The sequence below is a fragment of the Pseudomonas sp. TCU-HL1 genome (assembly GCF_001708505.1).
GTDB lineage: Bacteria > Pseudomonadota > Gammaproteobacteria > Pseudomonadales > Pseudomonadaceae > Metapseudomonas.
The window spans coordinates 5,686,223-5,711,192 of the sequence record NZ_CP015992.1 but is presented as its reverse complement, the minus strand read 5'-3'; the positions used below and the strand labels follow the sequence as shown (position 1 = coordinate 5,711,192).

The 24,970-nt window shown below is 64.3% G+C and carries 26 protein-coding genes; 20 read left to right on the top strand and 6 right to left on the bottom strand.

The annotated features are described in order from the left end of the window. Positions 1–6: 6 nt before the first annotated feature. From THL1_RS26180 to THL1_RS26125, 12 genes are all read left to right on the top strand, one after another. Complete coding sequence (locus THL1_RS26180; protein ID WP_069085970.1) at positions 7–930, top strand: branched-chain amino acid transaminase; 924 nt, start codon at positions 7–9, stop codon at positions 928–930. A gap of 107 nt (positions 931–1,037) precedes the next feature. Further along, the gene (waaF, locus tag THL1_RS26175; protein ID WP_069085969.1) at positions 1,038–2,081 is read left to right on the top strand and encodes a lipopolysaccharide heptosyltransferase II; all 1,044 of its coding nucleotides are present in this window, start codon (positions 1,038–1,040) and stop codon (positions 2,079–2,081) included. Then, positions 2,082–3,143: a lipopolysaccharide heptosyltransferase I gene (gene waaC / locus THL1_RS26170; RefSeq protein WP_069085968.1), complete on the top strand. Its 1,062-nt coding sequence runs from the start codon at positions 2,082–2,084 to the stop codon at positions 3,141–3,143. Then, entirely contained in the window at positions 3,143–4,264 is a 1,122-nt protein-coding gene (locus tag THL1_RS26165; RefSeq protein ID WP_069085967.1) for a glycosyltransferase family 4 protein, read from the top strand. Before waaC ends, THL1_RS26165 begins: the two co-directional genes overlap by 1 nt. After that, the gene (rfaP, locus tag THL1_RS26160) at positions 4,261–5,076 is read left to right on the top strand and encodes a lipopolysaccharide core heptose(I) kinase RfaP (RefSeq protein ID WP_069085966.1); all 816 of its coding nucleotides are present in this window, start codon (positions 4,261–4,263) and stop codon (positions 5,074–5,076) included. The genes THL1_RS26165 and rfaP overlap by 4 nt, the downstream gene beginning before the upstream one ends. Continuing rightward, entirely contained in the window at positions 5,073–5,810 is a 738-nt protein-coding gene (locus THL1_RS26155; protein WP_069085965.1) for a lipopolysaccharide kinase InaA family protein, read from the top strand. The genes rfaP and THL1_RS26155 overlap by 4 nt, the downstream gene beginning before the upstream one ends. Then, a complete protein-coding gene (locus tag THL1_RS26150) occupies positions 5,807–6,562 on the top strand; it encodes a lipopolysaccharide kinase InaA family protein (protein WP_069085964.1) in 756 nt (251 codons plus the stop codon). The genes THL1_RS26155 and THL1_RS26150 overlap by 4 nt, the downstream gene beginning before the upstream one ends. Next, complete coding sequence (locus THL1_RS26145; protein WP_069085963.1) at positions 6,559–8,016, top strand: lipopolysaccharide kinase InaA family protein; 1,458 nt, start codon at positions 6,559–6,561, stop codon at positions 8,014–8,016. Before THL1_RS26150 ends, THL1_RS26145 begins: the two co-directional genes overlap by 4 nt. A gap of 5 nt (positions 8,017–8,021) precedes the next feature. Then, entirely contained in the window at positions 8,022–9,779 is a 1,758-nt protein-coding gene (locus THL1_RS26140; RefSeq protein WP_069085962.1) for a carbamoyltransferase family protein, read from the top strand. Further along, positions 9,769–10,686 (top strand): glycosyltransferase family 2 protein, encoded by a 918-nt coding sequence (locus THL1_RS26135; RefSeq protein WP_069085961.1) that lies wholly within the window; start codon positions 9,769–9,771, stop codon positions 10,684–10,686. Before THL1_RS26140 ends, THL1_RS26135 begins: the two co-directional genes overlap by 11 nt. Continuing rightward, complete coding sequence (locus THL1_RS26130; protein WP_069085960.1) at positions 10,683–11,825, top strand: glycosyltransferase; 1,143 nt, start codon at positions 10,683–10,685, stop codon at positions 11,823–11,825. The genes THL1_RS26135 and THL1_RS26130 overlap by 4 nt, the downstream gene beginning before the upstream one ends. Then, entirely contained in the window at positions 11,818–12,702 is an 885-nt protein-coding gene (locus tag THL1_RS26125) for a glycosyltransferase (RefSeq protein ID WP_069085959.1), read from the top strand. The genes THL1_RS26130 and THL1_RS26125 overlap by 8 nt, the downstream gene beginning before the upstream one ends. Here the strand turns inward: THL1_RS26125 and THL1_RS26120 are convergent, their stop codons facing one another. The 6 genes from THL1_RS26120 to THL1_RS30860 are packed head-to-tail and all read right to left on the bottom strand — an operon-like array spanning position 12,703 to position 17,138. Beyond that, complete coding sequence (locus THL1_RS26120; RefSeq protein WP_069085958.1) at positions 12,703–13,305, bottom strand: acyltransferase; 603 nt, start codon at positions 13,303–13,305, stop codon at positions 12,703–12,705. Then, a complete protein-coding gene (locus THL1_RS26115; RefSeq protein WP_069085957.1) occupies positions 13,305–14,408 on the bottom strand; it encodes a DegT/DnrJ/EryC1/StrS family aminotransferase in 1,104 nt (367 codons plus the stop codon). Before THL1_RS26115 ends, THL1_RS26120 begins: the two co-directional genes overlap by 1 nt. Further along, on the bottom strand, positions 14,386–14,871 hold the full coding sequence (locus THL1_RS26110; protein WP_069085956.1) for an acyltransferase: 486 nt from the start codon (positions 14,869–14,871) through the stop codon (positions 14,386–14,388). The genes THL1_RS26115 and THL1_RS26110 overlap by 23 nt, the downstream gene beginning before the upstream one ends. After that, a complete protein-coding gene (locus THL1_RS26105) occupies positions 14,855–15,268 on the bottom strand; it encodes a sugar 3,4-ketoisomerase (RefSeq protein ID WP_069085955.1) in 414 nt (137 codons plus the stop codon). Before THL1_RS26105 ends, THL1_RS26110 begins: the two co-directional genes overlap by 17 nt. Continuing rightward, positions 15,265–15,951: a phosphotransferase gene (locus tag THL1_RS30865; protein ID WP_069085954.1), complete on the bottom strand. Its 687-nt coding sequence runs from the start codon at positions 15,949–15,951 to the stop codon at positions 15,265–15,267. Before THL1_RS30865 ends, THL1_RS26105 begins: the two co-directional genes overlap by 4 nt. Next, entirely contained in the window at positions 15,948–17,138 is a 1,191-nt protein-coding gene (locus tag THL1_RS30860; protein WP_069085953.1) for an O-antigen ligase family protein, read from the bottom strand. The genes THL1_RS30865 and THL1_RS30860 overlap by 4 nt, the downstream gene beginning before the upstream one ends. A gap of 113 nt (positions 17,139–17,251) precedes the next feature. Between THL1_RS30860 and msbA the strand changes: the two genes are divergently transcribed. The 8 genes from msbA to THL1_RS26065 all read left to right on the top strand — a co-directional run bounded on the left by msbA (position 17,252) and on the right by THL1_RS26065 (position 24,965). Next, positions 17,252–19,051: a lipid A export permease/ATP-binding protein MsbA gene (msbA, locus tag THL1_RS26090; protein ID WP_069085952.1), complete on the top strand. Its 1,800-nt coding sequence runs from the start codon at positions 17,252–17,254 to the stop codon at positions 19,049–19,051. A 61-nt stretch (positions 19,052–19,112) separates the two neighbouring features. Further along, positions 19,113–20,009, top strand: a complete 897-nt coding sequence (locus THL1_RS26085) for a GNAT family N-acetyltransferase (protein WP_069085951.1) — start codon at positions 19,113–19,115, stop codon at positions 20,007–20,009. Positions 20,010–20,013: 4 nt separating this feature from the next. Then, complete coding sequence (locus THL1_RS26080; protein ID WP_069085950.1) at positions 20,014–21,450, top strand: PIG-L deacetylase family protein; 1,437 nt, start codon at positions 20,014–20,016, stop codon at positions 21,448–21,450. A 45-nt stretch (positions 21,451–21,495) separates the two neighbouring features. After that, positions 21,496–22,920 (top strand): bifunctional D-glycero-beta-D-manno-heptose-7-phosphate kinase/D-glycero-beta-D-manno-heptose 1-phosphate adenylyltransferase HldE, encoded by a 1,425-nt coding sequence (gene hldE, locus THL1_RS26075; protein WP_069085949.1) that lies wholly within the window; start codon positions 21,496–21,498, stop codon positions 22,918–22,920. A 7-nt stretch (positions 22,921–22,927) separates the two neighbouring features. Further along, positions 22,928–23,077 carry a hypothetical protein gene (locus THL1_RS30190; RefSeq protein ID WP_161490990.1) on the top strand — a complete coding sequence of 50 codons (150 nt, stop codon included), beginning with the start codon at positions 22,928–22,930 and terminating at the stop codon, positions 23,075–23,077. 2 nt (positions 23,078–23,079) lie between these two features. Beyond that, a complete protein-coding gene (locus THL1_RS26070) occupies positions 23,080–23,370 on the top strand; it encodes a hypothetical protein (protein ID WP_069085948.1) in 291 nt (96 codons plus the stop codon). A gap of 32 nt (positions 23,371–23,402) precedes the next feature. Then, a complete protein-coding gene (locus tag THL1_RS29950) occupies positions 23,403–23,576 on the top strand; it encodes a hypothetical protein (protein ID WP_161490989.1) in 174 nt (57 codons plus the stop codon). Positions 23,577–23,681: 105 nt separating this feature from the next. Continuing rightward, a complete protein-coding gene (locus THL1_RS26065) occupies positions 23,682–24,965 on the top strand; it encodes an acyl-CoA dehydrogenase family protein (RefSeq protein WP_145928388.1) in 1,284 nt (427 codons plus the stop codon). Positions 24,966–24,970: the final 5 nt, after the last annotated feature.

Below are 24,970 nucleotides of genomic sequence, written 5' to 3'. Positions count from 1 at the left end.
GGCAATATGTCGATGGCCGATCGTGATGGCGTGATCTGGTATGACGGCGAACTGGTGCCGTGGCGCGAAGCGAACACCCACGTCCTGACGCACACCCTGCATTACGGCATGGGCGTGTTCGAAGGCGTGCGCGCCTACAACACCCCGGACGGCACCGCCATCTTCCGCCTGCAGGCGCACACCGATCGCCTGTTCGACTCTGCTCACATCTTCAACATGGAGATCCCCTTCTCCAAGGAAGAGATCAACGAAGCGCAGCGCGCCGCCGTCCGTGAAAACGGCCTGGAAAGCGCCTACCTGCGCCCGATGGTGTTCTTCGGCAGTGAAGGCATGGGCCTGCGCGCGACCGGCCTGAAGGTCCATGTGATCGTCGCCGCCTGGCATTGGGGCGCCTACATGGGCGAAGAAGCGCTGGAAAACGGCATCAAGGTGCGCACCAGCTCCTACACCCGTCACCACGTCAACATCTCGATGACCCGCGCCAAGGCCAACGGCAACTACATCAACTCGATGCTGGCCCTGCAGGAAGCCATCTCCGGCGGCGCCGACGAGGCCATGCTGCTGGACCCGGAAGGCTATGTGGCCGAGGGTTCGGGCGAGAACATCTTCCTGGTCAAGGACGGCGTGGTGTACACCCCGGAAGTGACCTCCTGCCTCAACGGCATCACCCGTAGCACCATCCTGACCCTGGCCGGCGAGCTGGGCATCAAGGTGGTCGAGAAGCGCATCACCCGTGACGAGGTGTACATCGCCGACGAGGCATTCTTCACCGGTACCGCCGCTGAAGTCACCCCGATCCGCGAAGTGGATGGCCGCAAGATCGGCATCGGCCACCGTGGCCCGGTGACCGAGAAGCTGCAGAAAGCCTACTTCGACCTGGTGACCGGCAAGACCTCGGCGCACGCCGAGTGGCGCACCCTGGTCAAGTAAACCGACTGAGCTGCACGCCGCAAGCCGCAAGCTGCAAGTGGTACCCGCCGCTTGGAGCTTGCGGCTTGTCGCTTGAGGTTAGTCGCTTGAGACTTGAAGCTGCCCTTATGAAAATTCTGATCGTAGGACCCTCCTGGGTTGGCGACATGGTGATGGCGCAGACACTCTTCCAGTGCCTGAGAGCCCGCCATCCCGACTGCGAGATCGACGTGCTGGCGCCCGAATGGAGCCGACCGATCCTCGAGCGCATGCCGGAAGTGCGCCTGGCGCTGAGCTTCCCCATCGGCCACGGCGTGCTGGATATCACCTCCCGGCGCAAGATCGGCAAGTCCCTGGTGGGGCAGTACGACCAGGCCATTCTCCTGCCCAACTCGCTGAAGTCGGCGCTGGTGCCCTGGTTTGCGGATATCCCCAAGCGCACTGGCTGGAAAGGCGAGATGCGCTATGGCCTGCTGAATGACATCCGTGTTCTCGACAAGCAGCGCTACCCGCTGATGATCGAGCGCTTCATGGCCCTGGCCTTCGAGCCCGGCGCCGAGCTGCCCACGCCTTACCCGCGTCCCACGTTGCAGATCGAACCGGCCAGCCGTGAAGCGGCGCTGGCCAAGTTCGGCCTCGGTCTGGATCGCCCCGTCCTGGCACTCTGCCCGGGTGCCGAGTTTGGCGAAGCCAAGCGCTGGCCGGCCGAGCACTACGCCAAGGTGGCCGAGGTGAAAATCCGTGCGGGTTGGCAGGTCTGGCTATTCGGCTCGAAGAATGACCATCCGGGCGGCGAAGACATCCGTATGCGGCTGATTCCCGGCCTGCGTGAGGAGGCGGTGAACCTGGCTGGGGAAACCAGTCTGGCCGAAGCCATCGACCTCATGTCCTGTGCCAGCGCCGTGGTGTCCAACGACTCCGGCCTGATGCACGTGGCCGCTGCTTTGGCGCGTCCGCTGGTGGCGGTCTATGGCTCCACGTCGCCGCAGTTCACCCCGCCCCTGGCCGAACAGGTGGAAGTCGTCCGCCTGGGTCTAGAGTGCAGCCCCTGCTTTGAACGTACTTGCCGCTTCGGCCACTACAACTGCCTGCGCGAGCTGAAACCGCGCCCAGTGATCGAAGCCCTGGACCGTCTGGTACCGGACCCGCTCGAACTGGCGGAGATTCACTGAGTGCGGGTACTGCTGATCAAGACTTCCTCCCTGGGCGACGTCATCCACACCTTGCCGGCGCTGACCGATGCCGCGCGGGCGATTCCCGGCATCCAGTTCGACTGGGTCGTGGAAGAAGGTTTTGCCGAGATTCCCGCCTGGCATCCGGCGGTTGCGCAGGTCATTCCGGTGGCCATTCGTCGCTGGCGCAAGAACATCTGGCAGACCCTCAGAAGCGGTGAATGGCGCCGCTTCAAGCGTCGGCTGCGGGAAACCCGCTACGACCTGGTGATCGATGCCCAGGGCCTGCTGAAAAGCGCGTTGCTGACCCGTTACGCCAAGGCGCCGGTGGCGGGGCTCGATCGTGACTCTGCCCGTGAGCCGCTGGCCAGCCGCTTCTATGACCGCCGCTACCCGGTGGCCTGGGGACAGCACGCGGTGGAACGTGTGCGCCAACTGTTCGCCCAGGCGCTGGATTACCGCGTGCCTGAGGGCGTGGGCAACTACGGCCTGAATCGCGCTCAGCTGGCTGACGCTCCAGGCGGCGCGCCTTACCTGTTGTTCCTCCACGGCACCACCTGGGACACCAAGCACTGGCCGGAACATTACTGGCGAGAACTCACCGAGCGGGCGTGCGACCACGGCTGGCATGTGCGCCTGCCCTGGGGCAGTGCGACGGAGAAGGCGCGCGCGGAACGCATCGCCGAAGGCCTGGAAAATGCCGCGGTGCTCCCCAGGTTATCCCTGGCGGGCATGGCCAAGGTCGTGGCGGGTGCCCGTGCCTGCGTGGCCGTGGATACCGGCCTTGGTCACCTGGCCGCCGCACTGGACGTGCCGACCCTTTCGCTCTACGGCCCGACCAATCCGGGCTTCACCGGCGCGTACGGGCGGGCGCAAATTCATCTGGGGAGCGATTTCCCCTGTGCGCCCTGCCTGAAGAAGACCTGCGCCTACAAGCCGACGGCGGAGGACATCCGCCTGTTCGACCTGGAGCGCGAACAGCCGCTATGTTTCACGCGGCTGAATCCGCAGCGCGTGGCGACCCAACTGGAAGCCCTGCTGCTGACTGAGGATATCCACTGATGCAATTGGCATTCGTGCTCTACAAGTACTTCCCCTTCGGCGGCCTGCAGCGCGATTTCATGCGTATTGCCCTGGAGTGCCAGCGCCGTGGGCATGCCATTCGCGTCTACACGATGATCTGGGAAGGCGACATCCCGGAAGGCTTCGAAGTGCTGGTCGCGCCGGTCAAGGCGTTGTTCAACCACAAGCGCAACGAGAAATTCACCGCCTGGGTCGAGGCCGATCTGTCGCGCCGCCCGGTGGGCCGGGTGATCGGCTTCAACAAGATGCCGGGCCTGGACGTCTACTACGCCGCCGACCCTTGCTTCGAGGACAAGGCGCAGACCTTGCGCAATGGGCTCTATCGCCGCTGGGGCCGCTACAAGCACTTTTCCGAGTACGAGCGCGCCGTGTTCGCCCCCGAGTCGAAAACCGAGGTGCTGATGATCTCCGAGGTGCAGCAGCCACTCTTCGTCAAGCACTACGCCACGCCGGCCGCGCGCTTCCACCTGTTGCCACCGGGCATTGCGGCTGACCGCCGCGCTCCGGCCAACGCGGCGGCTATCCGCGCAGAGTTTCGTCGTGAGTTCAAGCTGGGCGATAACGACCTGCTGTTGGTGCAGATCGGCTCCGGCTTCAAGACCAAGGGCCTGGACCGCAGCCTCAAGGCTGTGGCCGCGCTGCCTCGCGAACTGAAGAAACGTACCCGGTTGATCGTCATCGGCCAGGACGATCCCAAGCCCTTCCTGCTGCAGATGAAGGCCCTGGGTATCTCGGACCAGGTGGATATCCTCAAGGGGCGCAGTGATATCCCGCGCTTCCTGCTGGGCGCCGACCTGCTGATCCACCCGGCCTACAACGAGAACACCGGCACCGTGCTGCTGGAAGCGCTGGTAGCCGGCCTGCCGGTGCTGGTCACCGACGTCTGCGGTTATGCCCACTACATCGCCGAAGCCGACGCCGGCCGCGTGCTGCCCGGCCCCTTCGAACAGGAGGCGCTGAACCAGTTGCTCGCCGGTATGCTCGCCGACCCGGCAGGTCGCGCGCGCTGGAGCGTCAACGGCCTGACCTTCGCCGACAGCTCCGACCTCTACAGCATGCCGCAGCATGCGGCCAACGTGATTCTCGCGGAGCGCCCATGAAGCTTGTCCTCAAGGAACCTTTCGAGCGTCTCTGGGCCGGGCGCGACGCCTTTGCCGAAGTCGAGGCGCTCCAGGGGCAGGTCTACCGCGAGCTGGAGGGCCGCCGTACCCTGCGCACCGAGGTGGCGGGCGAGGGTTATTTCGTCAAGATCCACCGCGGCATCGGCTGGGGCGAAATCGTCAAGAACCTGGTCACCGCCAAGGCGCCGGTGCTGGGCGCCGGCCAGGAGTGGGCGGCCATCCAGCGCCTGCATGAGGCGGGTGTGCCCACTATGACCGCCGTGGCTTTCGGCGAGCGCGGCAGCAACCCGGCGCGCCAGCATTCCTTCATCGTCACTGAAGAACTGGCGCCCACCGTCAGCCTTGAGGACTTCTGCGTCGACTGGCCGCGCAACCCGCCACCGGTGCGGCTGAAGTGGGCGCTGATCGACGAAGTGGCGCGGATGACCGGCACCATGCACCGTGCGGGCGTCAACCACCGCGACTGCTACATCTGTCACTTCCTGCTGCACACCGCGCGGCCGGTCACTGCCGACGACTTCAAGCTGTCGCTGATCGACCTGCATCGTGCGCAGACCCGCATGGCCACGCCCAGGCGCTGGCGTGACAAGGATCTGGCCGGACTCTACTTCTCGGCGCTGAACATCGGCCTGACCCGGCGCGACAAGCTGCGCTTCCTCAGGGCCTACTTCCGCCAGCCACTGCGTCAAATCCTGAAGGATGAGATCGGCCTGTTGGCCTGGCTCGAGCAGAAGGCCGAGCGCCTGCTCTCGCGCTATGAGCGCAAGTACGCCGGGGGAGGAGAGGCGTGAGCCAATGGAAACTGGCCGAGGGGCTGGAGGCTGAGGTCGCAGAGCTGTTCGGTGACCTCGACAAGGTGTTTGCTGTGGAGGGTGACTGGATCACCGGCGACCCGTTGTCCGAAGTATTGCGGGTGGAACACCGTGGCGTGCGCTACTACGTCAAGCGCTACTGGGCTGCCGGCAAGGGGCTGCGCCGGTGGCTGGGCCGGTCGCGGGTCAAGGCCGAATGGCAGAACCTGAGGTACTTCACCAAGTGGGGCATTCCCACCGCCCCCGTGGTGGGCTGGGGCCAGGAGCGTCGCGCAGGCGCGTTCCACCGTGGCGCACTGATCACCCGGGAACTCAAGGGCACGGTCGATATGGCCGAGATGGCCAAGCAGGGCGATCCGCGCCTGGCCGACCCGCGCTGGGTAGACCGCGTCAGCCGGCAACTGGCGAAGGCCACCCGCAGCCTGCACCAGCACGGTTTTGCCCACAACGACCTCAAGTGGCGCAATCTGCTGGTGGACGAGGCAGGCGACCTGTTCCTGATTGACTGCCCGACCGGCACCTTTTGGTGGGGGCCGTTCCTGCACTACCGGGTCATCAAGGACCTGGCGTGCCTGGACAAGGTGGCCAAGTACCACCTCAGCCGCAGCCAGCGCCTGCGCTTCTACCTGCAATACCGGGATCAATCGGGCCTGCGCAGCAGCGACAAGCGCCAGGTGCGGCAGATCCTCAAGTTCTTCGAGGGACGCGAATGAACGACTACATCGCCGCGGCGGATCGCGACATCCTCGTTCGCCACGGTCTGGACAGCTTCGACGCGCTCTGGGCCCTGCGCCTGGAGGCGGTGGATGAACCCAATACCGGCCGCGGTGGCTGGAGCAGCGTGTTCCGCCTGGACCTGGGTGATGCGGCCTACTACCTCAAGCGGCAGAGCAACTTCCTGAGCCGTAGCCTGCTGCGGCCCTTCGGGGAGCCCACCTTCGCCCGTGAGTTCCGCAACATCCAGCGCTACCAGGCGTTGGGGGTTCCCGCCCTGCAGGCCGCCTTTTTCGGTACCCGCCTGGTCGAGGGGGAGCGCCGTGCCATCCTGGTGTCGCGGGCTCTGGACGGCTGGCGCGAACTGGTGGGATGGCTGGAGCGCTGGCCCGCACTGACGACCGAACAGTGTTCGGACATCATCGCGGCGGTCGCCAGGCTTGCCCGACGCCTGCATGACGCCGGCCAGGTGCATGGTTGCTTCTATCCCAAGCATGTCTTCCTGCGGGAGGCCGGAACCGGCTTCGAGGCCTGCCTGATCGACCTGGAAAAGACCCGGCCCCTGCTTCTCGGCCGGCGCGACCGGATCAAGGATCTGGAAACTTTGGTGCGCCGTGCCGATGACTGGGGCGAAGCGGAAGTCCGCGAACTGCTGGCCGGTTATCTGCAGCGCCCTGGTGATTCGGCTGAAGTGAATGGCTGGCTGGCGCGCGTCGCCAGCCGACGTCGCAATAAGGAACGCAATCAATGACTCTGGCCGAACTGGCCCGTGCGGGGCGCTCCCCGCAGTTGCCCATCCGCCTGGATATCGCTGGCGGCCTCGAGTTGCAAAGCCTGCTGCGGGTGCTGCCTGGCCAGCGCTACGTCGGCGTGGCGCTCTGGCAGGGCCGCAAGGTGCTGGCCAAACTGCTCGTGGGCGGCAAGGCGGAGCGCCATTTCCAGCGCGAGCTGGCCGGCGTCCAAGCGCTGCATGGCCAGGCGCTGGACTCCCCGGCACTGCTGGCCGAGGGGCAACAGGCTGGGCAGGGGGGCTGGCTGCTGTTCGAGTACCTGGACGCTGCTGAAAGCCTCTGGGATGCCTGGCGCCAGGTGGAGCGCGATGCGCCCCTGTCCGACGGCCAGCAGGCGGTGCTGGGCGAGGCCCTGGTGACCATCGCCCGGCTGCATCTGGCGGGCCTTGCCCAGGAAGACCTTCACCTGGATAACCTGCTGCGCCACGGTGGCAAACTGCACGTGATCGACGGCGGCGGTATTCGTGCCGAATGCCCCGGCGCGCCGCTGCCGCGGGACAAGGCGATGGCCAACCTAGGCGTTTTCTTCGCCCAGCTGCCGGCGGAGCTGGACTCTTACATCGAAGAGCTGCTGGTGCACTACCTGCTGGTCAACGGCGAGCACGCTCTGCCGCTCGAAGCGCTGGAGAAGGAGATCGCCCGCCTGCGGCGCTGGCGTCTTGGCGACTACATGAAGAAGATCGCCCGCGATTGCAGTCTGTTCAGTGTGGTTCGCGGTGCGTTCGGTTTGCGCGCCGTCCGCCGGGACGCCGAGTCGGAGCTGGATGGTCTGTTGCACGCGCCGGACGCCGCCCTGGCGCAAGGGCGCTCACTCAAGCAGGGCGCCACCGCCACAGTGGCCGAAGTCACGGTCGATGGCCGTCGGTTGTTGGTCAAGCGCTACAACATCAAGGGCCTGTTGCACTGGCTGACGCGCTTCTGGCGCCCGAGCCGTGCGTGGCACAGCTGGCGCGAGGGCAATCGTCTGGACTTCCTCGGCATTGCCACGCCCCAGCCGCTGGCCGTGTTCGAGCGGCGTTTTCTCTGGCTGCGCGGACGCGCGTACCTGATTACCGAATATCTCTCCGGGCAAGATATAATCGCCCGTTTTCAACCCTATCTGGACGACCCGGACGGGGCTGGCGCTCCGCCCGAAGCAGAACTGCAGGCCCTCGACCAGCTGTTTGCCGCGCTGATTCGCGAGCGCATCAGCCATGGTGACTTCAAGGGCTACAACCTGTTCTGGCAGGACGGCCGCTGGACCCTGATCGACCTCGATGCCGTCTGCCAGCATCGCAGCCAGCGCAGTTTCGCCCAGGCCTATGCCCGCGATCGCGCACGCTTCCTGAGAAACTGGCCGGCCGGGTCGGCGCTTTACCAGCTACTGGATCAACGTTTACCGCAGGTGCCGGGCACCTGCCCTGAAAGAGGCTAACCCCCGTGGCATTGACGATTCTCGGCCTTTCCGGCGCCCTCAGCCATGATCCCTCCGCCGCGCTCTATATCGACGGCAAGCTGATCGCCGCCGCCGAAGAAGAGCGCTTCGTGCGCGACAAGCACGCGAAGAATCGCATGCCCTACGAGTCCGCCAAGTTCTGCCTGGAGCAGGCTGGCATCAAGCCCTCCGACGTCGACGTGGTGGCCATCCCGTTCGCCCCCATCAGCCTGTTCGGCAAGGCGCGCTGGCACTACGCCAAACGCTACTGGTACGCCCCGGACCGCGCCCTCGACGCCATCCTCATGGGCAATCGCCGCTACAAGCGCTACCGCAAGAAGATCGTCTGGTGCCTGGAGCAGCTGGGCTTCGACGCCAAGAAGGTGAAGATCGAGCCGGTGGAGCACCACCTGGCCCACGCTTCCAGCGCCTACCACTGCTCGGGTTTCAAGGAAAAGACCGCGATCCTCGGCATCGACGGCAAGGGCGAGTACGCCACCACCTTCTTCGGCTGGGGCGAGAACGGCAAGATCCACAAGATCAAGGAATTCTTCGACCCGGACTCCCTGGGCGGCCTCTATGGCGCCATCACCGAGTACCTCGGCTTCGAGATGCTCGACGGCGAGTTCAAGGTCATGGGCATGGCGCCCTACGGCGACGCTGCCAAGTACGACTTCTCGCGTCTGGCCAAGTTCGAGAACGGCGAGCTGATTATCAACACCGACTATGCCAACGTCATCGGTTTCCGCCGCTACAAGGAAAACGGCAAGGGCTACTACTTCTCGCCCAAGCTGATCGAGTGGCTGGGGCCGAAGCGCCAGGGCGACATCGCTGACGATCCCTACATCCACTACGCCGCCAGCATGCAGGCCCTGTTCGAGAAGCTGGCGCTGGAGATGATGGATTACTACCTCGGCGACATCCTTCGCGAGACCGGCAAGATCGCCTTCGCCGGCGGCTGCGCGCTGAACGTCAAGCTGAACCAGAAGATCATCGCCCGTTCGGAAGTGAAGGAACTGTTCGTCCAGCCGGCCTCCGGTGACGCCGGTACCTCCGTGGGGGCTGCTGCCTATGTCTCGGTCAAGCGCGGTGTGCCGGTGGAGAAGATGGAGCACGTCTACCTCGGCCCGTCCTTCAGCAATGAAGACGTGATCGCTGCCTGTGCCAGGCACCCACAGAAACCGGTGTTCAAGCGTATCGAGAACACGCCGCAGCGCATCGCGAAGATCATGGTCGACGGCAACCCCGTCGCCTGGTTCCAGGGCCGTATGGAATTCGGTCCTCGTGCCCTCGGCGGCCGTTCAATCATCGGCTGCCCGAGTGCGGCCGGCGTGGCTGACCGTATCAACGAACAGATCAAGTTCCGCGAGCGCTGGCGCCCCTTCTGCCCGTCGATGCTGGATACCGTCGCGCCGCAGATGCTCAAGGTCGATCACCCATCGCCTTTCATGACCTTCACCTTTGAGGTCAATGAAGAATGGAAGACCCGCGTGGCCGAAGTGGTGCATGAAGATGGTACATCCCGTGCCCAGGTCCTCGAGCGTCGCCACAACCCGCGCTGGTACGACCTGATGAAGGAACTGGAAGTCCTCACCGGTAACGGCGTGTCGCTGAACACCTCGCTCAATCGCCGCGGTGAGCCAATGATCTGTTCGCCGACCGATGCGCTGAACATGTTCTACGGCTCGGACCTGCAGTACCTGATCATGGAAGACATCCTCGTCGTCAAGGAAGGCAAGGACTGGTATGACAATGTCGGCTAAGCCACTGCTTAGTGTCGTCATTCCCACCTACAACTACGCGGGCGTTCTCCCGCGTGCCGTGGAGTCGGTGCTGGCCCAGGCCACCCCGGAGGTCGAACTCTGGGTCGTGGACGATGGTTCCACCGACGACACCCCGGCGGTCTTCACCGCCCTGAGCCAGCGCCACGGTGCGTCCTTCCAGGGCGTCCGCCAGGCCAATTCCGGCCCTTCGGCTGCTCGCAACAACGGCATACAGCTGGCCCAGGGGCGCTACGTGCTGCTGCTGGATGCCGACGATGAGCTGGCGCCCGGTGTATTGCCCGGCCTCTGTGAGCGCCTGCGTGAGCAGCCGGATGTTGGGCTCTGGCTTGCCGGCCATGTTGCGGTCCAGCCCGATGGCCGCGAGCGCGAACACCCGGCCAGTGCCGTGCCGGTCGAACCGCTGAAGCGCCTGAAGGATTACCTGCTGGGCAAGAAGATCGCCCTCAGCCACGGCGCCTGCGTGTTCCTTCGCGAGCTGCTGCTCGAGCGGCCCTATCCTGAGCATCTGCGCCACAGCGAGGACATTCCGGTCTTTGCGTATTGCCTGACCCAGCGCCAGGTGCAAGTCCTCGACCTGATGCTGGCGCGCATCCACAAGCACCCCGGCAGCCTGCGTCATAACGCCGAGGCCGCGCGCAAGGTGGGGCTGAACCTGGTGGATGAGGTTTTCCTCAAGCTGCCGGCCAACCTGCAGTCACTCAAGCCTGCCTACCGCGCCCAGCGTTGCCTGTCGTTGTTCCGCACCTGCCTTCTGGCCGGGGAGCGGGACAGTGCCCGCACTTACTATCGCGAGGCGCTGCGCACCGATTGGCGGGTGCTGTTCAAACTGTCGTACAGCCGTAAGGCACTGCGCCTGTGGCTGAAGCCCAAGAAGAACCCGGTATGAGCCAGCGCCGTATCAAGGTTCTGCAGTTGCAGAACTACTACAACGTCAATGCGTCCGACCTGGCCGAGCAGATCATCCAGGCTCTGCCGACCGACCGCTACGAGGTGACCACGGCCTTCCTGCGTGGCCGCCCTGGCCCCGGCGAGCCGGTGAGCAAGGCCGAGCGCTCGATCTACTTCGGCTATAGCAAATCTGCCGTCAGCGGCCTGCGCCTGCGCGCCCTTTGGGCGCTCTACCGGCATTGCCGTGACGAAGGCTACGATGCGGTTATCACCCACCGCTTCAAACCGGTGAACATGCTGATGCTGCTCAATCGCTGGCTGCGTATCCGCGCCTGCGTTGGCGTCGCCCACGGCTTCGGCGAATACGATCGTTCCTTCCGTTGCTGGGTCGCACGTCAGTTGCTGACTCCGGCATGGCGGCTGGTGGGCGTTTCCCGCGCGGTGCGCGATTATCTGATCGGCGCCGGTGCGGGCTTCACGCCGGCCAATACCCGGCAGATCAACAACGCCATTGATATCACCCGCGCCGAAGGCCTTCAGCATTCGCGCGACAAGGCGCGCGACATGCTGGGTCTGCCGGCTGATGCGTTCGTGTTCGGCGCCATTGGCCGCCTGGTTCCGGTCAAGGGGCATATCCACCTGCTGCGCGCCTTCGCCAGTGTCAAGGATGCGCAACCCAGCGTGCTGCTGGCGATCATCGGCGAGGGGCGAGCGCGTCCCGAACTGGAGGCCGCCATCGACGAGTTGGGCCTGCAAGGTCGCGCGCTGCTGCTGGGGGCGAAGGATGATGCGTTGCAGTACGTGCGTGCCTTCGACGCTTTCGTCATGCCATCCCTGAGCGAAGGCCTGCCACTGGCTTTGCTGGAAGGCATGAGCGGCCACTTGCCAGTCATCGGCTCGGATATCCCCAGCCTCAAGCCGATACTCGAAGACTGCGGCGGCCGCATCTTCCCCGTCGGCCAGCATGAGGTACTGGCCGGGCACCTTAGCGACGTGCTGGCGCTCTCGCCCGAGGCGCGCGCCGCGGAAGGCGAGCGTGCCTACCAGTACCTCTGCCGTGCCCACTCGATCGAGGATTTTCGTCGCCAGTACCGCGACCTGTTAGTGGAGTTGCTGGAAGGAAGTCGCCATGAGTGATTCGAAGGATCTACCGCTGGTCAGCGTGATCATCTCCTCATACAACCACGCGGATTACATCGAAGCCTGCATCGCAAGTGTGATGGCCCAGACCTACCCGAACGTAGAGTTGCTGGTGGTGGATGATGGTTCTCGGGACGACAGCGTCACGCGTATCCGCAGGTTGCAGGAAATCCATGGCTTCGATTTCGTCGCCCAGGAGAACAAGGGGCTTTCCCGTACGCTCAACGAGACAATCGTCCGTTCGAAGGGCAGCCTTATCGCTCCCTTCGGCTCCGACGACATCATGCTTCCCGAGCGGCTGGCCCTGCAGGTCGCGCATATGCGCGACAAGCCGGAGGTGGGTATCTGCGCCGGCAATGTCGAAACCATCGACGAGCAGGGGCGTGTACGGGCCAAGCAGAAGCCGCGCCCTGCGCGCCGGTTGGGGTTCGACGATATCTTCCTTGGCCAGCAGCCGGGGGCGCCCGCTCCGACCATGCTGTTCCGCCGCGAAGCCATCGAGGCGGTCGGGGGTTACGATCCCGAGATTCGCCTCGAAGACCTGCTGATGAAGCTGAAGATCACCCGCGCGGGTTACATGATCGACATCATGGACGAGGTGCTGGCGCAGTACCGGACCCACGGCCACAACACCTACAAGAACCTGCGCTTCATGGTCGACAACGTGATGAAGACCTACGCCATCTTTCGTGACCACCCGGCCTACGAGGAAGTCTGTGCGCGCTTCATCAATTCCATGCTCATGAAGTGCGCGCGGGACGACAAACCGCTGGCCCGCGAACTGTTTGGCCGGTTGCCCCGGCGCTACTGGAATCGCAAGACGCTGCGGGCCGTCGGCCGCTATCTCCTTCCGGCCCGCAAGCCGCGCGGCTGATCAGGCGGGCAGCGGGCCCAGTACTTTCGCTGGAACGCCGCCGGCGATCACGTTGGCCGGTACATCCCGGTTCACCACCGAGCCATTGGCGATGACACTGTTGTCGCCAATGGTCACGCCCTTCAGCACCGTGACGTTCGCGCCGATGAAGACATTGGTGCCGATGACCACATCCTTGCCCTCGTGCTGGCCGGAACTGCGCAGATGGGGTTCGAGGCGGTGAAAGTCGGAGTCGTATGCCGAGAAGCTATGGCCGATGAGGGTGTTGTCGCCGATGGTGATGGCGTTGCGTTCGGCGATCAGGACGGCGTTGTTGTTGATATGGCAGCCCTGGCCGATGCGGATGCATGAGCCGGGCTCCCGCGCCTCGATATGGGCATAGCCATTGAGGAAGAAGGGAGAAGGCCAGACGCCGATGCTGGACTTCCCGATGTGGATTTCACCCTGCCCGCTGAACAGCGCCGGCTGCTTGAGGCGTCCCTGCATCGCGCGTGGCGTGTTCTCCGACAACAGGCGGTAATGCAGGACGCGCATTCGTTGCACGGCCCGGAACAGGTAGAGCCTGAGTCCCTTGCGCCAGCCGTGCTCGCGGATCTGCTTCATCAGACCCGTGCCTGGTTGGCCGCCTCGATGACGCGGTCGACCTGTTCCGGCGTCATGCTGGGGTCCATGGGCAGGCTCAGGACTTCCTCGTGGATGCTCTCGGTGATCGGCAGCTCGATGTGGTTGTACTCCGGGTAGGCCTTCTGCTTATGGGGTGCGATCGGGTAATGGATCATGGTCTGTACCCCGGCCTTGTCCAGCAGTTGCTGGAAGCGTGCGCGCTGTTGGCAGCGGACCACGAACAGGTGCCAGACATGCTCCTCTTCGCGCTCCCAGGTGGGCAGCCGGATCGCTGCGTTGTCGATCTCGTTCAGGTAGCGGTGGGCGATCTGGCGGCGCTGGGCCGTCTGCTCGTCCAGGTGCTTGAGCTTCACCCGCAGCATGGCCGCCTGGATCTCGTCCAGACGGCTGTTCAGGCCCTGGTAGAGATTGCGGTACTTCACATGGGAGCCGTAGTTGCGCAGTGCCTGAAGGGTTTCCGCCAGTTCGTCGTCGGAGGTAGTGATGGCCCCCGCGTCACCGAGCGCGCCGAGGTTCTTGCCGGGATAGAAGCTGAAACCGGCGGCATCGCCCCAGTTGCCCGCCTTGCGGCCGCCAAGGCTGGCGCCGTGGCCCTGGGCCGCGTCTTCCAGGACCAGCAGCCCATGCCTGTTGGATATTTCCAGCAGTTCCGGCATGTCGGCCAGGCGGCCGTAGAGGTGGACCGGCAGAATCGCACGGGTACGCTTGCCAAGCGCCGCAGTGACCGATCGGGGCGACAGGTTGAGGCTCCTGTCGTCAGGCTCCACCAGCACCGGGACGAGGCCGTTCTCGGTAATTGCCAGCAGGGTGGCGATGTAGGTATTGGCCGGCACTATGACTTCGTCCCCTTCCCGTAGCCGTCCGAGCTCCATCCAGGCGCGCAGAGTCAGGGTCAGGGCGTCGAGACCGTTGGCCACGCCGATGCAATGGCGGGAGCCACAGTACGCGGCGTACTCCTGCTCGAATGCGCGCAGCTCGTTGCCGGCGATGTACCAACCGGAGTCGATGACCCGCGCGCAGGCCTCCAGCAGTTCGTCGCGGAGCTTGGCGTTGATGTCCTTAAGGTTGAGAAATGGAATCATGATCGTCCAGGAAGCGCAGGATGCGCGCAGGGTTGCCGACAACTACCGCTCGGGGGGGGACGTCCTTGGTGACCACTGCGCCGGCGCCGACCATGGCGTATTCGCCGATGGTTACGCCGGGTAGCAGTGTTGCATTGGCGCCGATGGAGGCGCCGCGTTCGAGGCGGACGCCGAGGAATCGTTCAGGGTAGACCTTCGAGCGTGGCATGGGGTCGTTGGCGAAGGTCGCGTTGGGGCCGATGAACACATCGTCCGCGACGCGTATGCCGTCCCACAGGAAAACACCCGATTTGATGGTGACCCTGTCGCCGACCTCGACATCGTTCTCGATGAGGGTGTGTGCACAGACATTGCAATCGGTGCCGATGCGAGCGCCTGGGAGGATCACTGCGTACTGCCAGATTCGCGTGCCGTTGCCGATGTGGGGGCTCTGCACATCCGCCAGTTCATGGACTTGCGGCATGATTGACCTCGGTGAGGAATTGCTCGTAGTTGCGGATGTAGTCGGATTCGTCGTAGTGCTCGCTTGCCAGCACCATCAGCACGCAATCGGGGGAAAAGTCGAACATCTCGTGCCAGACCATACGCTCGATGCGCAGCCCTTGATGGGGGGAGCCGAGACTCAGTGTTTCCCGCCGTTGACCGTCATCGAGCAGGAAACTGCAGCTTCCGCTGAGACAGATGGCGATCTGTTCCAGTTCGCGGTGCGCATGGAAGCCTCGGTGGAGATCGCCGCTCAGGCCGTACAGGTAATAGACGCGGCGTATCTCGAAAGACACGTCCAAGCTGGCCTCGACGACCGCCAATGTCCCTCTGGGGTCGGAAAAAGTACGGAAGTCGATCAGCTTGATCAGGCTCATGATGTCTTCGATGAGTCTCGAGGGAAATTGTGGCGTCTGAGGCCAATGGCACGTTTCAGGGCTTTCGCGGCAGCCGCACCGGCGCGGTCGGCATAGCCGCGGAGCAGGTCGTCCACGTGGCGGACCGCCAGCCAATGGGCATCCTGCTGATAGCGGAGCATATGACGCACGTTGCGTTTGCGTTTCCAGAGAGCCAGTGGGCGATCGCTTATTTGCATGTCGGACAGGTCGATCAAGCCGAATCGACCGTCTGGCAGCTGAAGGACATTACCCAAGTGCAGCGATCGGAAATATACGCCCTGGTCGTGCAGTGCGCCCAGGAATCTGCCGAAGTCTTCCACCGAATGTGCGAGTTGCTGCTCGGAGGTTTCCTGCCAGATATTGCGCAGGGTTTCACCGGGCAGGGGTTCGTACAGCACGCCGCTGAGCTGGCGCTCGGGGATGCTGAGCGTGTCGATGACCTTCGGGGCGCTGATGCCCAGGTCGTTGAGGCGCGCGGCATTGCGGGCAAAGGTCTCCGCCGGTGGTTGCCAGAGCGCGGACGACAGCAGGCGCTTGCGCCGGTAGAGCTTGAGAAAGGTACCGTCGGCCAGGCGTGCCACCTTGAGCCCAAGGCCATCGGCTTCGATGGTCAGGGATCCGGTGAGGGTGGACTCGAGTTGGAGTTCGCTCAGTGTCTTCATCGGCTTTCCTGGCAGCGTTGACTCACGGACAGTGCAACTACCAGCGACAGCGGAATCCAGATCAGGAACCAGCTTTCATTGGGTCGCGAAAGGAAGCTGCTCCCTTCGGTAAGGCCCGCCCCCAGGCCGTAGACCACCATGGCCGAGGCGATCTGGAACCCCTTGTCACGGCGTTGATTCAGGCAGCGCAAGAGGCCCAGGCCGAACATCAGCAGCCAGATGGCCAGGCCGACCAGGCCGAGTTCCAGCAGCACCGCGAGTTCGATGTTGTGCGGATCGCTCAGTGTGAAGTCCAGGAGCCCCTCGGCGGTAAAGGTGAAGCTGCTGTTGAAGCCATGGCCGAGCCAGAGATGTTCCCGGGCCTGGTGCAGGGCGTCGGACCAGATTTGCGGGCGGTACGACGCGCCGCGCTGCAGCAGTATGTCGGGATAGAACAGCAGGCAGAGGATTGCGGCGACCACTCCAATTGCAACCGCGTAGGTTGCTCGACGGGGATTCATGGCCAGCATCCAGACGCTGGTCAGGCCCAGGGCCATCAGTGGTGTGCGGGAGCCGGTGGCGATCAGGGCGGCGGTCAGGATCAGCACCAGTAGCAGCGGCAGCCAGTCCTGGCGCAGGTCACGGACGATCCAGGCGGCCAGCCAGTAGGCGCAAAACGCTCCCAGGATGTGCGAGGTCAGCAGTGGATTGCGCAACGCCCCGGTGCCGATGAGGCGCCCTTCCTCCGGTGGGACCGTGAAGAATAGGTAGAGGTTAACCAGGGCGGCGATCGCCGCTAGCCCAGCGCCGATGCGTAAGGTCTTGAGGAGTGTGTCCCGGTTGCTCAGGGCAATGAAACTGCATCCTGCGAACAGCATGAAGACGTACAGAGGGCGTTTTGCCAGGCTGGAGGCGCCTTCGTCGGCCCTGGTCCAGGCCAGGCTCAGCAACAGCCAAACGGTCAAGGCGAGAAAACTGAGCATGACGGGCTCGCGAATCAGGGCCATGAACCGGCGGGGCGCTGTGACCAAGCCAAGCAGCGCGGGAGCGGCGATGAACCCGTAGAAGACCTTGGTATAGAGACTGCCACTTGGTATCCAGAACATTCCCGTGAGCAGCGCCAGGTATCCGAGCACCAGCCAGCGGTGCAAGACAAGATGGGTCAGGGAGTGTGGCGTGGTTCTTGTTTCCAGGGGGGATGAATACATCAGGAATCCCGGTCATGCTTCGAAAAGGCCTGCATCTTAGTGCATCCTCCGGGAGGAGGCAGCTCCCCTGTGATAAGCTCTCCGCCCCTTCGCCCCTGTTGAAGCGCACGCGCATGTCAGAGCCGCATTCCTCTGCGTCCAGCCTGAAGATCTATTTCCGCCTGCTGGGCTACGTCCGTCCCTACACCGGGATGTTCCTGATCAGCATCATTGGCTACATCATCTTCGCCTCCACTCAGCCAATGCTGGCGGGCATTCTCAAGTATTTCGTGGATGGCCTGAGCAATCCGGATGCCGTCCTGTTCCCCGATGTTCCTTACCTGCGCGATCTGAAACTGCTTCAGGCCGTGCCGCTGCTCATCATCCTCATCGCCGCGTGGCAGGGCCTGGGTTCTTACTTGGGCAACTACTTCCTGGCCCGGGTTTCCCTGGGGTTGGTGCATGACCTGCGGCTGGCGCTGTTCGACAGCCTGCTGTCGTTGCCAAACCGCTATTTCGATCGTCACAACTCCGGACACCTGATTTCACGCATCACCTTCAACGTGACCATGGTGACGGGCGCCGCAACGGACGCCATCAAGGTGGTGATCCGCGAAGGGTTGACCGTGGTGTTCCTGTTCGGCTACCTGCTGTGGATGAACTGGAAGCTGACACTGGTGATGGTGGCCATCCTGCCGCTGATCGCCCTGATGGTCAGCAGTGCCAGCCGCAAGTTCCGCAAGCAGAGCAAGAAGATCCAGGTGGCGATGGGCGACGTGACCCATGTGGCGTCCGAAACCATCCAGGGTTACCGCGTGGTGCGCAGCTTTGGTGGCGAGCCCTACGAGTCCGGGCGTTTCAATTCCGCCAGTCAGAGCAACACCCGCAAGCAGCTGCAGATGACCAAGACCTCGGCCGTCTACACCCCGATGCTGCAGCTGGTGATCTACAGCGGCATGGCCGCCCTGATGTTCCTGGTGCTGTTCCTGCGTGGCGATGCGAGCGCGGGTGACCTGGTGGCCTACATCACGGCTGCCGGCCTGCTGCCGAAGCCGATCCGCCAATTGTCCGAGGTCAGCTCCACGGTGCAGCGTGGCGTGGCCGGCGCCGAGAGCATCTTCGAACAGCTCGACGAGGAGCCCGAGGTGGATCGCGGGACAACCGAGCGGGAGCGCGTCAGCGGCCACCTGCAGGTGCGCAACCTTAGCTTCCAGTACCCCGGCACCGACAAGCCTGTGCTGCTGGACATCAATTTCGACGCCGAGCCGGGCCAGATGATTGCCCTGGTGGGGCGCTCCGGCAGCGGCAAATCCACCCTGGCTAACCTGATTCCCCGTTTTTACCACCATGATCAGGGGCAGATCCTGCTGGATGGTGTCGATATCGAAGAGTATCGACTGCGCAACCTGCGCCGCCACATCGCCCTGGTGACCCAGCAGGTGACGTTGTTCAATGACTCAGTGGCCAACAACATCGCCTATGGCGATCTGGCCGACGCACCTCGGGAAGATGTCGAGCGAGCGGCCGAGGCGGCGTATGCCAAGGAGTTCGTCGACAGGCTGCCGCAAGGCTTCGATACCGAAGTTGGCGAGAACGGCGTGCTGCTGTCTGGTGGGCAACGCCAGCGACTGGCAATTGCGCGTGCCTTGCTGAAGAACGCGCCGGTGCTGGTGCTGGACGAGGCCACGTCGGCGCTCGATACCGAATCCGAGCGGCATATCCAGGCCGCGCTGGATCGCGTGATGGATGGCCGCACCACGCTGGTCATCGCTCACCGCCTTTCCACCATCGAGAAGGCGGACCTGATTCTGGTCATGGATCAGGGGCGGATCGTCGAGCGGGGCAACCATGCCGAGCTCCTGGCCATGAACGGCTATTACGCCCGCCTCCATGCCAACCAGTTCGAGGAAGAGGCCCAGCCGCAAGCAAGCTGAGCACGACGGGAAACATTGGATCTCAAGGAAGGGCCGGGCATTTGCTCGGCAAGGTAAGGTTTTGCTCAACAGATTCAGGCTGTTTCGTGAACGTGGTTGGGAGCCGATCGACGTGGCCTCCTACCGCGGCGTCTGGGTACGCTTCGGTGGCAGCGTCGTCACCTGTCCGTCGGTCGTCGAACGTTTGTCCGCACTGGCCGGTATTCCGGTGCGTTACCTGGGGTACAGGGTGGATGGTGAGCTACAGGCCGCCATCCCGACCTGGGGAAACAGCCTGGCGTTGTCCCGGCGGGTGTTGAAGCAACGGGGCATGCGCAACCTCTTCGATCTGGGGAACGCCGAAGTGATTCTCCCGGCGGCTCCGGGCGCCGGTATCCCTCTGCGGCATGAAGGTGCTTACCTGTCCGAGCTGAATCTGTCCGGCTTCAGCGGCCTGCGCCAGCAGAAAGAACAGCTGGCCATCGCCCGGGCGCCAGAAGAACTGTCGAAGAAGTTCCGCTACAACCAGCGCCGTGAACTGCGCCTGTTCGAGGAAGCGGGCGGACAGATCCGGCCTGTATCCGAGTTCGCGCCAGCCGAACTGGCGGCTATCTATACCGAGTTGTTCGAGCGCCGCTGGGGCTTCGAGGTTCCGGGCAAGGCCAATCTCGCCGACGTCTTCGGGTTGCTGCACGAATTCCTCAGTGGCTCGCTGTTGCTGCTCAATGGTGCCCCGGTAGCCGTTCAGGTGCTGTACAGGGTCGAGTCGCCAGACTGGATCAGTTTCGAGTACATCAACGGCGGCGTAGACCCCAGCGCACATCATCTCAGCCCGGGCAGCGTTCTCAGCTTCATCAATACCCAGGCTGCCTGGGAAGACGCCCGGACCAAGGGCAAGGCCCTGCGCTACTCATTCGGTCGGGCCGATCGCGAATACAAGGATCGTTGGTGCAACAGGGTTGCCGCATTTCGGGTGTGAGTGAATGGAAACACGCAAACAGCAATTGCTGCGTCGGCACCGGCGCGGCAAGCGTCTCTTCATGGTCGCGGCGCTGCTGGTCCTGGCAGCGCTCGACTGGTTCGGCAACTGGAACAGCCTGCCCGTCCTGTTGGTCCTGACCTGGATAGCCCATGAGGCCTGGTTCGCCGACCATCTCTTCTACTCGCCCCGAGCCGACTACCGCTACCGTTTCCCCGATTCCGCACCCGCCATTCCAGGGCGCCTCTGCGAAGAGCGACTTCAACTCGATGCCGGCCAACTGCCGGCCGCTGCCGACACCCTGATTCTTGCCGTCGAAATCCGTAGTACCTGGCTGGGGCGCTGGCTGGACCCGCACGTCCTGATCGGAGATGGCCAGACCGCCGACCGCCAGGATTTCGAGCGGGGCGCACGGGGCATCCGCTACCTCAATTTGTCCGGCCTGGCGCAGGCCTTGCGCGACGGGCGGCTGCGCTTGCGTGGCCGCTTCTGCCGGCTGATGCCGGACGTCCGACTGCACGCCTTCGAGAACCCCGACTACACGGCGCGGCGGCTCATGGTGATCGCCCCCCACGCGGATGACGCCGAACTGGCGGCCTTCGGGCTGTACAGACGTTGTGCCGAGGCGAGTATCGTCACCCTGACCCAAGGTGAAATCGAGGCGCAGAACTACCGTCGGATAGGCCTCGACAGCGCCGCGGCGGCGCGCCTGAAAGGGCGCCTGCGCAGCTGGAGCAGCCTGGCTGTCCCACTTTGGGGTGGCGTGCCAGCGACTTGCTGCGTGCAGCTTGGCTACTACTGCATGCGGCTGAGCGCCATGGCGGCCGAGCCGGATATAGCTTTCGCCTCGCTGGAGTCCGGCGAGGCGGATATCCGCAGCGTGCGTCGCTTCAATCCACTGGCATTGCCGGGAGACCTGGACGGCGTCCCGAGCTGGAACAACCTGGTGGGGGACCTCGCGGCCCTGCTCAAACGCTTCCGGCCCGAGGTCGTCGTGCTGCCTCACCCTGAGCTCGATCCGCATCCTGACCACGTCCAGGCCGGCAGGGCGTTGGCCGAGGCGATCGAACTCAGCGGCTGGCGGCCTGAAGTCCAGCTGCTCTACGCCAATCACCTCTACGACAACGACCGCTGGCCGATGGGGCCGGCGGGCAATGGCGTGGCCTTGCCGCCGCGCCTGGCGCCCCTCCCCGCTGATGGGCTGTGGAGCCCGTTGCTGGACGCACCCGCCAGGCTGGACAAGGCCCAGGCCCTGGCCATGCAGCATGACTTGCAAACGCCCTTGTCGGTCAAGAAGCGTGTGCGCCGCATCATTCAGTGGCTGCTGGCTGGCCGGCGCTGGCCCGAGGTCGGTCGGGACGACTTCTTTCGCAAGGCGGTGCGTCGCCATGAGCTGTTCTGGGTGCGCCCGGCGTCTGATCGGGGGCCTCGGGACGACTGAGCTGCTATGGTATGATCCGCGCCGTTTTTGACGTCCGGAGACTCCATGAAGCTGTCCATGCCCCGATTCGATCAAGCCCCCGTTCTGGTGGTGGGCGACGTCATGCTTGACCGCTACTGGCATGGCGGCACGTCGCGTATTTCGCCCGAGGCACCGGTGCCCGTGGTCAAGGTGGAGCAGATCGAGGACCGCCCTGGCGGCGCGGCCAACGTTGCGCTGAACATCGCGGCGCTGGGCGCTCCGGCCATGCTGGTGGGGATCACCGGTATCGATGAAGCAGCCGATAGCCTCACAGACAGCCTCGGTGCCGCGGGTGTGGAGGTGCATTTCCAGCGCCTCGCCGAGCAGCCGACCATCGTCAAGCTGCGGGTCATGAGCCGGCACCAGCAGCTGCTGCGCATGGACTTCGAGGAAGCCTTCGCGACCAATGCCGAAACGTTGGCTGCTGAAGTCGAGCGCCTGCTGCCCGAGGCCAAGGTGCTGGTGCTGTCCGACTACGGCAAGGGGGCACTGAAGAACCACCAGGTTCTGATCCAGGCGGCCCGCCGCCGTGGCGTGCCGGTGCTAGCCGACCCCAAGGGCAAGGATTTCAGCATCTACCGGGGCGCCAGCTTGATTACCCCGAACCTCAGCGAATTCGAGGCCGTCGTTGGCCGCTGCACCGATGAGGCCGAACTGGTTACCAAAGGCGCCGCCCTGATGCAGGAGCTGGAGCTGGGTGCGCTGCTGGTCACCCGTGGCGAGCATGGCATGACGCTGCTGCGTCCCGGGCATTCCGCCCTGCACCTTCCTGCCCGTGCCCGTGAGGTGTTCGACGTCACCGGCGCTGGCGACACCGTGATTTCCACGCTGGCCGCTGCCCTGTCCGCAGGTGAAGACCTGCCCCAGGCCGTTGGCCTGGCCAACCTGGCGGCCGGTATCGTTGTCGGCAAGCTGGGTACTGCCGCTATCAGCGCCCCGGAACTGCGTCGTGCCGTGCAGCGCGAGCAAGGTTCCGAGCGTGGTGTGCTGAGCCTGGACCAGCTGTTGCTGGCCATTGACGACGCCCGCGCCCATGGCGAGAAGATCGTATTCACCAATGGCTGCTTCGACATTCTCCACGCCGGTCACGTGACCTACCTGGAGCAGGCGCGTGCCCAGGGGGATCGCCTGGTGCTGGCGGTCAATGACGACGCTTCGGTCAGCCGTCTCAAGGGCCCTGGTCGTCCCATCAACAGCGTCGAGCGCCGCATGGCAGTGCTTGCAGGGCTGGGCGCGGTGGACTGGGTTGTCAGTTTCTCCGAGGACACGCCCGAACGCCTGCTGGCCCAGGTCAAGCCGGACGTACTGGTCAAAGGTGGTGACTATGGCATCGACCAGGTGGTCGGTGCCGATATCGTCCGTGCCTACGGCGGTGAAGTGAGGGTGCTAGGCCTGGTGGAGAACAGCTCCACCACGGCGATCGTCAACAAGATTCTGGATAAATCCTGAGCCCCCCATGCTAGAGCAGCTCTATTTGCGCTTGCGCAACCTCGCCTACAAGAACCGCTTCAAGATCAAGTCCGGCAACAAGCTGGAGATTCCGGTCAGCGCCCAGCGGCAGATGAAAAAGATCACGGTCAAGCTGGGGGGCACAACAACCGCCTGATCGTGGGCGAGGGTGTCCAGCTCACCCACTGTGAGATCCGCCTCGACGGACAGGACAACCTGATCGAGATCGGGCCGCGGGTACGCTTCAGCTCCGGCAAGATCTACTTGCGCAATACCAGCGGCCAGCACATCCGCATAGGCGAGGACACCACGGTCGAGGGCGCCTACCTGCTGGTCGATGAAGCTTCCAGCATCGACATCGGACGGGATTGCATGCTGTCCACCGATATCCTTATCCGCACCGGTGACAAGCATTCGATCCTCGACATGCACAGAGCGGCCAGCGCTTGAATCCGTCCCGCGATGTCCGCATTGGAGACCGAGTGTGGGTCGGTCGCGACGTCCAGGCCCTCAAGGGAACAGTCCTTCATCCCGAGTCGGTGGTCGGCGCATGCTCGGTGGTCAGTCGCGCCTTCGACGAGGGCAACTGCGTGATCGCCGGAGTGCCGGCACGCATCGTCAAGCAGGGTATTTGCTGGGATCGCTCCCTGCTCTGATCCCTCGTCACTGGCAGCGCTGCCAGTCGTTGGTGTCGGCCCGGTCATAGGCTTGCGGGCCGGCGCCGACCATCATCGCGGCATCCTCATCCCGAATGGAGTGCGATGCCGATGTCCCCCGACGCACAGGGCCGCGCCCTGGCCGTGCTGAATCGCGTGGCCCAGGCTCACTGGCCTGACCGTTTCAACCTGCGCAAGGCTTTCGAGAAACTCCTCTACAGCGGTACCCGAGCGGGATTCCGGCTGGCCGCCCGACGCGCGCGCAAGACCCCTCGTCGCCTGGCTGGTGCCGATGATGTGTTCGACCTCTCGCTATCCGATGAGCAGCGCATGCTGGTCGAGATGCTGGCTGCCTTCGCCCTGGAGGCGTTGCGCCCGGCTGCCCATGAGGCAGACGTCCGGGGGGCTGTGCCAGCGAAGCTGCTCAATCAGGCCCATGCGCTGGGTTTGGCCCACTATGGCGTGGGTGAGAGCCTGGGTGGCCTGGCCGGCGCGCGCACTATCCTGACCAATGCCCTGATGGCCGAGTCCCTGGCCAAGGGGGACCTGAGCCTTGCTGCCGCGTTGCTGGGGCCCCTGTCGGCGGCCAACTGCATTCGCCGTTGGGCCTCGCCAGAGCAACAGGCCGCCTGGCTGCCTGCCTTCGTCGCCGAGCAGCCGGCGCCGCGCATTGCCCTCGCGGTGAGCGAGCCTACCGTGCTGTTCGACCCGCTCAAGCTGTCCACCCGCGCGCAGCGCAAGGGAAAGCACTATGTGCTGAGCGGCGAGAAGTGCCTGGTGCTGGACGGGCTGGAAGCCAGCCGGCTGATCGTGGCCGCCGAAACAGATCGCGGTCCGGCGCTGTTCATGGTCGAGGCCGGTAGCCGGGGGCTGCAGTTGCGGCAGGAACCCGCCATGGGGTTGAAAGCCTGCGGCACGGCCCGGATCCGCCTGAAAGGCGTGAAAGTGCCTGTGGAGAACCGCCTGACCGCGGACGACTTCGTCTACCAGGACTTCCTCGACCTCAGTTATCTCGCCTGGTGCGCGCTGGCGGTGGGGGCTGCCCAGGCGGCGTTGGACTATGTGGTCGGCTACTGTAACGAGCGCACCGCCTTCGGCGAGCCCATCAGCCACCGCCAGGGCGTGGCGTTCATCGTCGCGGACATCGCCATTGAACTCGACGCCATGCGCCTGATGCTCTGGCGAGCGTGCGCCCGCGTCGACCGCGGCGAGGCGTTCCAGCGCGAGGCGTATCTGGCGCGCCTGTTCTGCGCCGAGAAGGCCATGAAGATCGGCACCGACGCCGTCCAACTGCTCGGTGGTCATGGTTTCACCCAGGAGCACCCGGCCGAACGCTGGTACCGCGACCTGCGTGCCGTCGCTCTGATGAGTGGCGGCCTGCACCTGTGAGGAAG

Coding starts and splice junctions, on each gene's coding strand:
- THL1_RS26180 (WP_069085970.1), top strand. CDS start 7: ATGTCGATGGCCGATCGTGATGGCGTGATCTGGTATGACGGCGAACTG.
- waaF (WP_069085969.1), top strand. CDS start 1,038: ATGAAAATTCTGATCGTAGGACCCTCCTGGGTTGGCGACATGGTGATG.
- THL1_RS26165 (WP_069085967.1), top strand. CDS start 3,143: ATGCAATTGGCATTCGTGCTCTACAAGTACTTCCCCTTCGGCGGCCTG.
- rfaP (WP_069085966.1), top strand. CDS start 4,261: ATGAAGCTTGTCCTCAAGGAACCTTTCGAGCGTCTCTGGGCCGGGCGC.
- THL1_RS26150 (WP_069085964.1), top strand. CDS start 5,807: ATGAACGACTACATCGCCGCGGCGGATCGCGACATCCTCGTTCGCCAC.
- THL1_RS26145 (WP_069085963.1), top strand. CDS start 6,559: ATGACTCTGGCCGAACTGGCCCGTGCGGGGCGCTCCCCGCAGTTGCCC.
- THL1_RS26135 (WP_069085961.1), top strand. CDS start 9,769: ATGTCGGCTAAGCCACTGCTTAGTGTCGTCATTCCCACCTACAACTAC.
- THL1_RS26130 (WP_069085960.1), top strand. CDS start 10,683: ATGAGCCAGCGCCGTATCAAGGTTCTGCAGTTGCAGAACTACTACAAC.
- THL1_RS26125 (WP_069085959.1), top strand. CDS start 11,818: ATGAGTGATTCGAAGGATCTACCGCTGGTCAGCGTGATCATCTCCTCA.
- THL1_RS26120 (WP_069085958.1), bottom strand. CDS start 13,305: ATGAAGCAGATCCGCGAGCACGGCTGGCGCAAGGGACTCAGGCTCTAC.
- THL1_RS26115 (WP_069085957.1), bottom strand. CDS start 14,408: ATGATTCCATTTCTCAACCTTAAGGACATCAACGCCAAGCTCCGCGAC.
- THL1_RS26110 (WP_069085956.1), bottom strand. CDS start 14,871: ATGCCGCAAGTCCATGAACTGGCGGATGTGCAGAGCCCCCACATCGGC.
- THL1_RS26105 (WP_069085955.1), bottom strand. CDS start 15,268: ATGAGCCTGATCAAGCTGATCGACTTCCGTACTTTTTCCGACCCCAGA.
- THL1_RS30865 (WP_069085954.1), bottom strand. CDS start 15,951: ATGAAGACACTGAGCGAACTCCAACTCGAGTCCACCCTCACCGGATCC.
- THL1_RS30860 (WP_069085953.1), bottom strand. CDS start 17,138: ATGTATTCATCCCCCCTGGAAACAAGAACCACGCCACACTCCCTGACC.
- msbA (WP_069085952.1), top strand. CDS start 17,252: ATGTCAGAGCCGCATTCCTCTGCGTCCAGCCTGAAGATCTATTTCCGC.
- THL1_RS26080 (WP_069085950.1), top strand. CDS start 20,014: ATGGAAACACGCAAACAGCAATTGCTGCGTCGGCACCGGCGCGGCAAG.
- hldE (WP_069085949.1), top strand. CDS start 21,496: ATGAAGCTGTCCATGCCCCGATTCGATCAAGCCCCCGTTCTGGTGGTG.
- THL1_RS30190 (WP_161490990.1), top strand. CDS start 22,928: ATGCTAGAGCAGCTCTATTTGCGCTTGCGCAACCTCGCCTACAAGAAC.
- THL1_RS26065 (WP_145928388.1), top strand. CDS start 23,682: ATGCCGATGTCCCCCGACGCACAGGGCCGCGCCCTGGCCGTGCTGAAT.